Origin of the sequence: Anoxybacillus thermarum, from assembly GCF_000836725.1 — a bacterium.
Taxonomy (GTDB): Bacteria; Bacillota; Bacilli; order Bacillales; family Anoxybacillaceae; genus Anoxybacillus; species Anoxybacillus thermarum.
Map to the genome: position 1 here is coordinate 1 of NZ_JXTH01000069.1, position 11,876 is coordinate 11,876.

Annotated in this window: 12 protein-coding genes, 1 tRNA gene and 3 pseudogenes; 13 read left to right on the top strand and 3 right to left on the bottom strand. The window is 39.1% G+C overall.

The annotated features are described in order from the left end of the window. From LH47_RS15495 to LH47_RS12790, 10 genes and pseudogenes are all read left to right on the top strand, one after another. Positions 1 to 145 (top strand): annotated as a pseudogene (locus LH47_RS15495) (UPF0236 family protein); the annotation flags it as partial. A gap of 348 nt (positions 146 to 493) precedes the next feature. Further along, on the top strand, positions 494 to 694 hold the full coding sequence (locus LH47_RS12750; RefSeq protein ID WP_003398700.1) for a cold-shock protein: 201 nt from the start codon (positions 494 to 496) through the stop codon (positions 692 to 694). A gap of 281 nt (positions 695 to 975) precedes the next feature. Continuing rightward, positions 976 to 2,337 carry a type I glutamate--ammonia ligase gene (glnA, locus tag LH47_RS12755; protein WP_043968098.1) on the top strand — a complete coding sequence of 454 codons (1,362 nt, stop codon included), beginning with the start codon at positions 976 to 978 and terminating at the stop codon, positions 2,335 to 2,337. Between the two features lie 99 nt (positions 2,338 to 2,436). Continuing rightward, positions 2,437 to 3,231 carry an SGNH/GDSL hydrolase family protein gene (locus tag LH47_RS12760; protein ID WP_043968100.1) on the top strand — a complete coding sequence of 265 codons (795 nt, stop codon included), beginning with the start codon at positions 2,437 to 2,439 and terminating at the stop codon, positions 3,229 to 3,231. Continuing rightward, positions 3,231 to 4,142, top strand: coding sequence for an ABC transporter ATP-binding protein (locus tag LH47_RS12765; protein WP_021095098.1), 912 nt, complete (start codon positions 3,231 to 3,233; stop codon positions 4,140 to 4,142). The genes LH47_RS12760 and LH47_RS12765 overlap by 1 nt, the downstream gene beginning before the upstream one ends. Continuing rightward, the gene (locus LH47_RS12770; RefSeq protein ID WP_043968102.1) at positions 4,135 to 5,115 is read left to right on the top strand and encodes an ABC transporter permease; all 981 of its coding nucleotides are present in this window, start codon (positions 4,135 to 4,137) and stop codon (positions 5,113 to 5,115) included. Before LH47_RS12765 ends, LH47_RS12770 begins: the two co-directional genes overlap by 8 nt. Positions 5,116 to 5,117: 2 nt before the next feature. Next, a complete protein-coding gene (locus LH47_RS12775) occupies positions 5,118 to 5,756 on the top strand; it encodes an NUDIX hydrolase (RefSeq protein ID WP_043968116.1) in 639 nt (212 codons plus the stop codon). Further along, entirely contained in the window at positions 5,753 to 6,712 is a 960-nt protein-coding gene (locus LH47_RS12780; RefSeq protein WP_043968104.1) for an MBL fold metallo-hydrolase, read from the top strand. The genes LH47_RS12775 and LH47_RS12780 overlap by 4 nt, the downstream gene beginning before the upstream one ends. A 50-nt stretch (positions 6,713 to 6,762) precedes the next feature. Continuing rightward, positions 6,763 to 6,855: transfer RNA gene (locus tag LH47_RS12785), tRNA-Ser, on the top strand. Positions 6,856 to 6,927: 72 nt separating this feature from the next. After that, the gene (locus tag LH47_RS12790; RefSeq protein WP_043968107.1) at positions 6,928 to 7,524 is read left to right on the top strand and encodes a ribonuclease H1 domain-containing protein; all 597 of its coding nucleotides are present in this window, start codon (positions 6,928 to 6,930) and stop codon (positions 7,522 to 7,524) included. 13 nt (positions 7,525 to 7,537) lie between these two features. Here the strand turns inward: LH47_RS12790 and LH47_RS12795 are convergent, their stop codons facing one another. Both LH47_RS12795 and LH47_RS12800 read right to left on the bottom strand, forming a co-directional pair. Beyond that, complete coding sequence (locus tag LH47_RS12795; protein ID WP_043968110.1) at positions 7,538 to 8,458, bottom strand: CobW family GTP-binding protein; 921 nt, start codon at positions 8,456 to 8,458, stop codon at positions 7,538 to 7,540. A 77-nt stretch (positions 8,459 to 8,535) separates the two neighbouring features. Continuing rightward, the gene (locus tag LH47_RS12800; protein WP_043968112.1) at positions 8,536 to 9,666 is read right to left on the bottom strand and encodes a diglucosyl diacylglycerol synthase; all 1,131 of its coding nucleotides are present in this window, start codon (positions 9,664 to 9,666) and stop codon (positions 8,536 to 8,538) included. A gap of 380 nt (positions 9,667 to 10,046) precedes the next feature. Between LH47_RS12800 and LH47_RS15500 the strand changes: the two genes are divergently transcribed. The 3 genes and pseudogenes from LH47_RS15500 to arsB form a co-directional block, all read left to right on the top strand. Beyond that, positions 10,047 to 10,187 carry a YrzI family small protein gene (locus LH47_RS15500; RefSeq protein WP_084221335.1) on the top strand — a complete coding sequence of 47 codons (141 nt, stop codon included), beginning with the start codon at positions 10,047 to 10,049 and terminating at the stop codon, positions 10,185 to 10,187. A gap of 205 nt (positions 10,188 to 10,392) precedes the next feature. Continuing rightward, positions 10,393 to 10,722: an ArsR/SmtB family transcription factor gene (locus LH47_RS12805; RefSeq protein ID WP_043968114.1), complete on the top strand. Its 330-nt coding sequence runs from the start codon at positions 10,393 to 10,395 to the stop codon at positions 10,720 to 10,722. Between the two features lie 18 nt (positions 10,723 to 10,740). Next, a pseudogene (arsB, locus tag LH47_RS12810) lies at positions 10,741 to 11,580 on the top strand (arsenite/antimonite efflux transporter); the annotation flags it as partial. Positions 11,581 to 11,731: 151 nt separating this feature from the next. On the opposite strand, the pseudogene LH47_RS15505 reads toward arsB, so the two are convergent. Continuing rightward, positions 11,732 to 11,876: pseudogene (locus LH47_RS15505) on the bottom strand (UPF0236 family protein); the annotation flags it as partial.

The window sequence follows — 11,876 nt, forward strand, 5'->3', positions numbered from 1 at the left end:
GTCCAAGCGGGTTGAACAGGCCAAACGGAAGGCAGGACGGTTGTGGGCAGATGTGGTGCGTCAGAATCTACCGTGTCTGCAGCGGTCATCCGGGACGCCGATCCATCAAGCGTTGTCGGCGCTTCGGGATTTTGGTTGGGTGTAAAAAAATGGAATACAATATCATCACTTCAAGATGAGGGATGAGAGTCCAAAAGCGCTTACGATATCAATTCCTGAAAATGGTTCGCTAACTAGTGATTGACAACACCCGTAGTGAACCGAAAAAATGTTCTCCACAAAGTCTTGACTGACTCAAAATAAAAAAAACATTTGACATTTTTATTTCAAGCCTATATACTTAAGAAGTACCATTTCGTTCGTTATATCAATGATCGTTATAAGCTGCACCTTTGTCAGGTTCATCTTATAAGGACTTGACGAAAGTGTAGCTTTTGTTTTATGAGTAATGAAACGGTGGTCAATTTTTAAAATTGTTTTGGAGGAATTTCACATGAACACAGGTAAAGTAAAATGGTTTAACGCAGAAAAAGGTTTTGGATTCATTGAGACGGACGGAGGTACAGACGTATTCGTTCACTTCACAGCGATCCAAGGTACTGGATTCAAAACGTTGGAAGAAGGCGAAAAAGTAACATTTGACATCGTGAATGGCAACCGTGGGCCGCAAGCGGCAAACGTCCAAAAAGCATAAATAGTCAAACGTACGGGATCTCGCTTTTCGTGAGATCCCGTTTTTATATGCTTTTTATATGCAACGAAACAAATTCTCACTGGCGCAGCTTCGGAGCTGCAAGGACGGAAGAGAGGCAGGGTTTCCGTCGTTTTTGTTTGTTCAACACGCTCTTGATGAGCGTGTTTTTTTAAAAATAAAAATACAGAAAATTTAATAAAAAACTATTGAAAAATGAGGAATGATTCCATATAATAAATCCATGTTATAAAAATATACATAAGAATGTGAGGTAATGTAACATGAATGAGCTGCTCGTCTCTGAACAAACAAACACTTCAACGCTTGAACAAATTAAAGAAATCATTAAACAAAAACATGTAGAACTATTACATTTACAATTTGTTGATATTGAAGGGGTTTTAAAGCACGTCACAGTGACAGCGGAACAACTAGATGATGTAGTACAAGGAAAAATGATGTTTGATGGATCTTCTATCAAAGGTTTTTCACCAATCAATCGCTCAGACTTATATTTACTTCCTGATTTACAAACGTTTGCGGTACTACCGTGGACAGTAGAAGATGGATACGCAGAAGCACGTTTTCTTTGCTCTGTGATGAATCCAGACGGAACGTTATTTGACGGCGATCCACGTAACGTATTGAAAAAAACAGTTGAACGAGCGAAACAAAAAGGATATACGATCTCCGTTGGTCCTGAATTAGAGTTTTTCTTGTTTAAAACGGATGAAAATGGGAATCCGACAACAACACCACAAGATAACGGCGGCTATTTTGAGCCATCACCAAAAGATCTCGGTGAACGAGTTCGCTTAGACATTTATCGTGCATTAAAAGCAATGGGATTTACGATTGAGGCTTCGCATCATGAAGTGGCTGAAGGTCAACATGAAATTAACTTTAAATATGCAGATGCGCTCAGTTCCGCTGACAATGCAACAACATATAAATGGGTTGTAAAAACGATTGCTAAAAAATACGGATTGCATGCCACATTTATGCCAAAACCGATTTTCGGTATTAACGGTTCAGGTATGCACGTAAACATTTCGCTATTTAAAGATGGGGAAAATGCGTTTTTTGATCCGTCGGATGACAATCAATTATCTGAAACAGCATATCAATTTATTGCTGGTTTATTGCACAATGTAAAAAGTTTCGCAGCCATTACGAATCCATTAGTCAACTCGTATAAACGTCTCGTCCCAGGATATGAAGCGCCTTGTTATATTGCTTGGTCGGCATCAAACCGCTCCGCATTAATTCGCATCCCTGCAAAACGAGGATTAGCAACACGCGTTGAGCTTCGTTGTCCAGATCCATCTGCCAATCCGTATTTAGCGTTTGCAGTTATTGCTGAGGCAGGGCTTGATGGAGTAGAAAAAGAGTTCACTTGTCCAGCACCAATCGACGAAGATATTTTCCATATGACGAATGAACGTCGTAAAGAGCTTCGTATCGAAAACCTTCCAGGTAGTTTAGGGAAAGCGATTGAAGAATTAGAAAATGGAACAATTGGACGTCATACATTAGGTGACCATGTATTTAACGAATATATCGCAATGAAAAAGAACGAATGGGATAGCTATCGAACAGCTGTTCATGCTTGGGAAATTGAACATTATCAAGCAAAATTTTAAAAGCGAGCGATTGTGCTCGCTTTTTTGCATGTTTTCATTATGTGTTTGAACAGTAAATCGTTTATGATGATACATAGAACATAACGAAAGGGTGGTATTGTGTCTAAACGAATCATCGGGATGATTGTGGCGATTTGTGTTGCAACAACAGTACTATGGGCTATCGGCTTAATCGTCACTATTCAAGACCAATTTTTTTACAAGGCTTCCTCAGTAAAACAAGAGCAAAAACCAACAACTTTAAGTATGGAGAAAAGTGGCTCACTTTCCATTGTTGCGCTTGGTGATTCATTAACGCGCGGAACGGGGGATGAAACAGGGAAAGGGTACGTTGGCTATGTCGTAGATGAACTGAAAAAGAAAACAAGCCAACACGTTCAATTTACCAATTTAGCTATTAAAGGGCAACGGTCCGCCCAATTGATTGGCCAACTCAAACAAAAAGAAGTGCAACGTCAATTAAAAGAAGCCGACATCATTTTAATGACGATTGGAGGAAACGACTTATTTCGCGGTGGCGAAGCATTGAGAGACTTGTCCACTACGCAAATAGAAAAAGAAAAAGAGAAATTTGCCCAACAGCTACGTACAATTTTTCAGCTTGTTCGCACAGTAAATAACGAAGCGCCTGTATTTTACATTGCTTTATATAATCCGTTCAATGATTTAGATAATGGGAAAGAAACATCTGCTGTTGTACGTAGTTGGAATTATGCCGCATCTGAAGTGGCAGCGGACTATCAATTCATCATTTGTGTTCCGACATATGATTTGTTTGAACTACAAGTAAACGACTATTTATATACAGATAAATTCCATCCTAATAAAGAAGGATATAAACGAATTGGTGAACGTGTTGCCTCACTCATTACGTTAACGAAAGGGGAAAAATAATGGAAGAAACGTTAGTTGTACAACATGTACGAAAAACAATCGGAAAAAAAGAAATTATTAAAGGACTTTCGTTTTCGTTAAAAAAAGGAGAAGTGTTCGGCTTCTTAGGTCCAAATGGTGCAGGAAAGACAACGACTATTCGCATGCTCGTCGGGTTAATTCGACCGACATCTGGAAAGATTTCAATTTGCGGATATGATTTACAAAAACAATTTACAAAAGCGATCCAACATATAGGTTGTATCGTTGAAAACCCTGAACTTTACCCATATTTAAGCGGTTGGGAAAATCTTGAGCATTTTGCACGGATGGTTCCAGGAATTACAGCTCATCGCATTCAAGAAGTGGTTGAACTCGTCGGCCTACAAAATCGGATCCATGATCTTGTCCGCACGTATTCGCTCGGCATGCGTCAACGCCTCGGAATTGCGCAAGCGTTACTTGGAAAACCGACGGTACTTATTTTAGACGAACCTACAAACGGCTTAGATCCTGTCGGCATCCGTGAAATGAGACAGTTTATTCGCTCGCTTGCTGAAAAAGAACAGTTAAGTGTGCTCGTCTCATCACATTTATTGAGTGAAATACAACTTATGTGCGATCGTGTGGCAATTATGTCGAAAGGTCAGATTATTCGCATTGATACGGTCGAACATTTACTACAAGAACAAGCTCGGACATATTGGAGCGTTGATCCGATAGATACAGCCAAACAAATACTACAAAATGAAACAACTTTGCTTGGTGAAAAAGATGGAGCGCTCGTGACAATCTATGAATCAAACGAAACGATTGCGCGTTGCAATGCTCGTTTAATTGAAGCAGGGGTATATGTCAGTGGAATTGAACGCAAACTTCCGACACTGGAAGATTTATTTATTGAATTAACGGGAGGGGAAACGATTGATTAATCTTGTATACAATGAAATGTTAAAAATTGTTCGTAAAAAACGACTGTTTATTATCGCAGCGATCGTTGCTGTTCTCGTTAGCTTATTTACATACGCACAATTTAAACAAATCGAAACGATTCGAGAACGGATCGGAACGACAGATTGGCGCACACAGCTACAACAACAAATCATCGACACACAAAATCGCTTAAACTCAACAGGCATTTCTGAGGAATGGAAAAAGTTTCTGAAAATCCGTTTACAGCAACAACAATATTATTTAGACAACGATATTAACCCGATGGCACCCGGTGCTCCAACATTTATGCGCATGTTCATCGAAAATTCAATTGAATTGTTTTTACCGCTTCTTGTTATGGTCATTGCCGCTGACCTTGTCTCATCAGAAGCAAGTGGAGGAACGATCAAACTATTGTTGACACGTCCTGTGAAACGATGGAAAGTTTTAATGAGTAAATATATAGCGATGATTTTGTCTACGTCGTTTATCGTATTTTCTGTCGCTCTATTATCATACGCTATCTCTGGCATTGTATTTGGATATGGTGGATGGAATTTGCCGCTCTTAACAGGATTTTCGGTTCAAGGTGAAGAACTAAATACAACAGCTGTTCATCTTATTCCGCAATGGAAATACTTACTTATTGAATTCGGGCTTGCTTTTTTTGTTTCGCTCGTCGTCGGTACGCTTACGTTTATGTTATCCGTATTAATACGTAGTACAGCGGCAGTAATGGGTATTATGCTTGCTGCTCTTATTTCAGGCGCGATTTTATCAAGCATGGTATCATCGTGGGAGTCTGCGAAATATTTGTTTATGGTAAATTTACGACTCACAAGTTACATTAGCGGAACAGCGCCACCGATTGATGGGATGACACTTTCCTTTTCAATGACTGTGCTCGCCGTTTGGGCGCTTGGTGCACTGATCGTTTCTTTTTACGTATTTACGAAAAGGGATGTTTACTAATGATGAAAAAAAGATTGTATAACGCGATGGAGAAGTTGCAACAGCGAACACCAACGATCATGGACTTTGATAAATTTTCTAAATATGCCGTACTTCTCCCGCTCGTCCGTCAAAATGGCGATGTATTTGTTTTATTTGAAGTACGTTCATTACAGTTGCGTCGTCAACCAGGGGAAATTTGTTTCCCGGGCGGAAAAATGGATCCGTGTGACCAAAGTCCACAAGAAACAGCTATTCGGGAAACATGTGAAGAGTTGGGGATTGAAAAAGAACATATTACACATGTCGTTCCACTTGATTATGTGTTTTCACCGTTCGGTATGGTCATTTATCCGTTTGCTGCTTTTGTAGATATGACGTACATGAAAATAAATGAAAAAGAAGTGGCAGAAGTATTTACCGTTCCGCTATCTTTCTTTGTTGAAACAAAGCCAGACATATATCGTGTTCAATTCGAACCGAAGCCCGAAGACCATTTCCCATTCGAACATATCCCGGGAGGAAGACAGTATAATTGGCGTCCTCGACAAATTGAAGAGCATTTTTATTATTACAAAAATAAAGTTATTTGGGGATTAACAGCAAAAATTATTTATCATTTCATCCGGATGATTCAAATAAAGGAAGGGGAATACGCATGACAAAACCGGTTGATTTAGGATTTGGCATCTCGCTTATTGATTTATATGATTTACAAACTGCTAAACGAACAGGAGCATATGTGTTTCAAGAAGAAGAAGTGACAATTATTGAAACGAGTGCAAGCCCCTCCATCCCGCATTTACTTAAAGGACTAGAAGCACTCTCTATTGATTTACACAACGTAAAAAACATTATCGTTACACATATTCATTTAGATCATGCCGGTGGAGCTGGATTATTATTAAAACATTGTCCAAATGCTCGCGTATTTGTTCATCCAAAGGGGATGCGCCATTTGGTCGATCCTTCTCGTCTCATTGAAGGGGCAAAAGCTGTTTATGGTGAATCGTTTGGCGCTTTATTTGACCCGATTGTTCCAATTCCTGAAGACCGATTAATTGTAAAAGAAGATGGAGAAACGTTACAAATTGGAAAAGATCGCACGCTAACGTTTCTGCATACACCGGGGCATGCGAATCACCATTTTTCTATTTATGATCCAAAAAGTAACGGCATTTTTACAGGTGATACGGCTGGTGTCTTTTACCCTCAATTGCTTTCGTACGGTGTTGAGTTATACCTGCCGTCTACATCGCCAAATCAATTTGATCCCGAGGCGATGCGTGCATCGATTGAAAGATTTATGACGTTACGTCCAGATCGTATATATTTTGGCCATTTTGGTATGTCAATACATACGCAAGCGGTTTGGGATCAGCTCCATTACTGGCTGCCACTCTTTGTACAAGTCAGTCATGATATGGTAAATGAACAAGTGAATCAATCTTTTACAGAAAAAACAGAGGCTGTTTCCAATCGTTTATTTGAGATTGTTCGCACTTTTTTGCGTAAACAACAAGTACCAGATGATGCCGATGTATATCAACTACTTCAGCTCGATTTACAAGTGTGTGCAATGGGTCTTGTTGACTATATAGAAAAACAAAAAAGGTAATTGACGAAATATAACGTTTTCGCTATAATTTCTTTGGCACCCCACCATGTGGAGGAGTACCCAAGTCCGGCTGAAGGGGTCGGTCTCGAAAACCGATAGGGGTGTCAAAGCCCGCGGGGGTTCGAATCCCCCCTCCTCCGCCATATCTCCTCTTTTATTCCTTCTTTGTAATCTTCAACTTTGTTTCTTTATTCCAATTGTGAGGATGTGACAATTTGAAAAAATATTATGTCGTTTGGGAAGGGGCGAAAACAGGCATTTTTTCTTCTTGGGATGAGTGTAAACAATACGTTATTGGCGTTCCAGGAGCAAAATACCGCTCATTTCCATCGAAAGAAGAAGCAGAACAAGCATTTGCGTCTAGTCCGTTTGTAAACCGAACAAAAAAAAATAAAGTGCATGCAACGAACTATGTAGAGGAAAGTATTTGCGTAGATGCGGCATGTAGCGGAAACCCAGGGTGGATGGAGTATCGCGGAGTACATACGAAAACTGGGAAGGAGCTATTCCATGTTGGGCCGATGATCGGAACAAATAACATTGGGGAGTTTTTAGCCATTGTCCACGCATTAGCATGGTTACAACAACAAAACAAAAGTTTGCCGATTTATTCTGATTCGGCAACAGCTATAAAATGGGTAAAAGGAAAAAAAGCGAATACAACGCTCGTTCGCAACGCTGAAACAGAACGTGTCTGGCAACTTGTTGAACGTGCTGAAGTGTGGCTGCGCACGCACCATTATACAAATGAAATTATGAAATGGGAAACCGAACAATGGGGAGAAATTAAAGCAGACTTTGGACGAAAGTGAAAGGAGAGGGATATTAACCTTCTCCTTTTTGCATGTCATCGAGTTGTTGTTTTAGTTTTTGTTTATCCAATTGTTCACCGATCATGACAAAATGTAACGGGACATTCATTTCCTCTTTCATATAAAGCGGTGTACCGTATGCATACTGAAAGGAGTAAACTCCACTTGTATGAGTAAAACGTAAAAATCCTTTCATACGGTAAATAGTATCAGGAAGTTGTCGTACCCAGTGTTCGAACACGTCTAAGTCAATTGGGCTTGTAAATGTATGTACGTATGTTTGAATGCGTAGTCTTTCGATATTCATTCGCTCATGCTCGTTTCTCATCCGCTTCGATAACAAATGAATATCTTCCATTCGCACATTAGAAAACGTTGTGAAAATTGTGCGCGCCTCGCTGTTGACCGTTTGTAACTCAAACGATAATTTCGCTTGTTCATCCGGACGTAATATATCTGTCTTATTGACAATTAATACATCTGCGTGACGAACTTGTTCTTTTAACAACATTTGCAGGGGAATGGAGAGTTGTTGACGATTCACCCAACGTGTTGCGTCGATTGTCGTAATAATACCTCCCATTTGAATGCGATCAGCAAACAATGGCGACATACACGCATCAAGCACTTCAACAGGATGTGCTACCCCTGTCGTTTCAATATAGATGACATCTAGTTCATGTTTTTGAAGAAGAGAATAAAGCTCTACTTCAAATTGATCTTGAATGGTGCAACATACACAACCGCTTAATAATTCACTTAACACTGCGTCTTCTGAAACCGCATGAGAATCAATGGATACTTGACCGATTTCATTCATTACCACCGCCACTTTCCGTCCACGTTCTTTTTCATTTTGTAGTAGTCGCCTCAGTAATGTCGTTTTACCACTTCCAAGAAATCCACATAAAATGTATATGTCTGTATGTTTCATAAAGCTCTCCTTTCTACATAATTCTTTTTTGATCATAGTCAAAAATGCAAAAGACCTCAAGAAAAAAGACGCTTCTCTTAAGATGGAAACGTCTGCAACTTCTCTCTTGTCACTTGTAGCATATGACGCACAACGTTTGTCGCTGCATGAGGGTGATACAAGGAGCGCATAGCATATTTCATATCTAATAGCACTTCGTTATTCCGCAACAGCCGACGAACATGCATATGCCATTCATCAATATGTTCTGCAATAATTGCACCTCCTCTTTTCGAAAAGTATAATGCATTTTCTCTTTCTTGTCCTGGTGTCGGTTTATATAAAATAAGGGGAACTCCTAATGCAGTAGCTTCTGTTAATGTAATCCCTCCCGGTTTTGTTATCGCAATCGTTGCAATTCGAAATAATTCATCGATCCGTTCAATATACCCAAATACGCGAAGACGTTCAGGAAATTGGGTTGCTAATGCTTGCAGTTTTATTCGAAGCGTTTCGTTATTTCCACATACAACAAGCAATTGTACATGTTCGTGAATCAACGTTTTGCACATCGTCTCTATATCTTTTAGTACACCGTGAGCACCTGCAATCATTAAAACGACTGGTTTTTCAGAAGAAATATTATATTTTTTATAGATCGCTGAAGGGGGAATGGCTTGTTCAAAGGCTGAACGGATCGGAATACCCGTTACACAAACATTCGATTCGGAAACACCTGCACATACCATTTGTTGTTTTAAATCATTTGTAGCAACATAATATTGATCGACGTACGGTTGAATCCATATTTTATGTAAACAATAATCCGTTAGCACACTAAATGTTGGAATGACAAACCCTTTGCGAAATAAAAACTGCGAAACGCCAATCATCGGAAACGTATGAACGATGATATCTGGTTTTTCACTCGTTAATAGTGCCATGAGCCGCTTTTTTCCCATATAATAAGACCAGTTTATAAATTTTTTATCATATATTTTTTCAATGCCATAGTAAAACAAACGATAAATAGGTCTTCCGATACTGTAGCTTTTTAAATACATATATTCTGTCATATGGTTCATACGTGGGTATGACTCAGCAAATAAGTTCGATATGACAACATGCTCAATACCTTGATGCATGCATTCTTGTTCAATTGTTTTCGCTACTTGCATATGTCCATTTCCAAAACTTGCAGTTAAAATTAATACTTTTTTTCTGTGCATGGAATTCGCTCCTTTTCATATGAGTACATTGGTAATGTAACAAACAAATGTTGTGAAAATATAAAAAAAGCAAGGGAAAATGTAAATATTTAATTAATAATTTTTTCTAAAAAATCCATTTACAAACACGTGTATGAATGTATATAATTTACTACATAAAGTTATTTTGGAAGGTAGGAAAGGACCATGAAGATAATGATAGTAGCATATTTCACAACCGAACAGAGAAAGATTGGTCCAACCTTCCCATGTTAAGATCATTGATCTTTTCATAAGCGCTCACATGCCGCAAGGAAGGTACTGTTCCTTGCGGTTTTTATTCCCAGTCCGCAAAGGGATCTTCTCTTGCGGATTTTTTATTGAAAGGAGGTGAGCAAGCGATGAAGTTTCATTTATTTTTTTTAACAATTTCTATTCAACGACGAATATGGACGGCTGAAGAAATAGAGCAAGAACAGCTCATTCATCAACTCGAAGAAGAAATTATGGATCGCAAATGTTCAATGTACCGATTGTTTTAATTTAGAAAACAAATACATGTTCAAGGGGGAATGAAAAATGAAACAGCAACGATCGAAAACAAATGTAACTTGGACGGTAGATGACGATTAGTTTTACGCGAAAAGAGTTGATCTATAGATCAGCTCTTTTTTTCTTTACAAAATCTTTACTTTTTTACATAAGTATATACTTATATAATGATTAATGGATGAAGGAGGGAGGTATATGTATCACGAAGAAGTTGCGAATATGTTAAAGCTATTAGGCGATAAAACTAGACTGATGATTATCAGTATATTGAACGAAACAGACTGTTGTGTATGTGAGCTTGTTGACATATTACAAATGAGCCAACCAGCCATTAGTCAACATTTACGAAAATTAAAAGATAACGGTTTAGTAAAAGAGACAAAAAAAGCGCAATGGGTGTTTTATTCACTAAACAAACAACATGAGTTTTATGCGCTTGTTCAAAGTATTTTCTCCCACTTGCCGGATCAAAAAGAACACATTCATCGGCTTGAGGAAAAAGGAATTCGCATTCATTGTAAATAAAAAGAGAGGAGTGCTTTTTTGCTTTCGGTTATTCTTGCATCATTGATTTTTCTTATCACCCTTTTTTTTGTCATTTGGCAACCACGCAATTTATCAATTGGTTGGTCGGCATGCGGCGGTGCCCTATTAGCATTGCTTGTTGGAGTTGTTGATTTCAAAGATGTCATAGATGTGACGAACATTGTTTGGAATGCGACACTTGCTTTTATTGCGATCATTATCATTTCTTTAATTTTGGATGAAATTGGCTTCTTTGAATGGGCAGCGTTACATATGGCGCGTGCTGCTAAAGGAAACGGGATCAGAATGTTTATATTTGTTTCTATTCTCGGTGCACTCGTGGCAGCATTTTTCGCAAATGACGGCGCTGCGCTCATTTTAACGCCAATTGTATTAGCTATGGTACGCGCCTTGAAATTTGATGAGCGAAACGTATTGCCATTCATCTTAGCGAGTGGATTTATTGCTGATACAACATCGTTGCCGCTTGTTGTCAGCAATCTTGTCAATATTGTATCTGCGGATTTCTTCCGTATTAGTTTTGCTGAGTACGCATCGCGTATGATTGTTCCAAACTTTTTCTCGCTTGCAGCGAGCATCGGGGTACTTTACTTATATTTCCGAAAAGACATTCCGAAACGTTATGATTTATCCCACGTCAAACAACCGTACGAAGCTATTAAAGACGTGCGCATGTTTCGATTGTCTTGGATCGTTCTTGCGGTTTTGTTAGTCGGTTATTTTGTTGGTGAATTTGTAAATATCCATGTTTCGTTTATTGCTGGTGCTACCGCATTATTGTTTTTATGGATGGGAAGACGCAGCCCAGCGGTGCATGTCAAACAAATATTAAAAGGGGAGTCAGTCAAGACTTTGTGGAGAACATTTTTTCGGTTCACTACGGGTGTTGTCAATCACTAGTTAGCGAACCATTTTCAGGAATTGATATCGTAAGCGCTTTTGGACTCTCATCCCTCATCTTGAAGTGATGATATTGTATTCCATTTTTTTACACCCAACCAAAATCCCGAAGCGCCGACAACGCTTGATGGATCGGCGTCCCGGATGACCGCTGCAGACACGGTAGATTCTGACGCACCACATCTGCCCACAACCGTCCTGCCTTCCGTTTGGCCTGTTCAACCCGCTTGGAC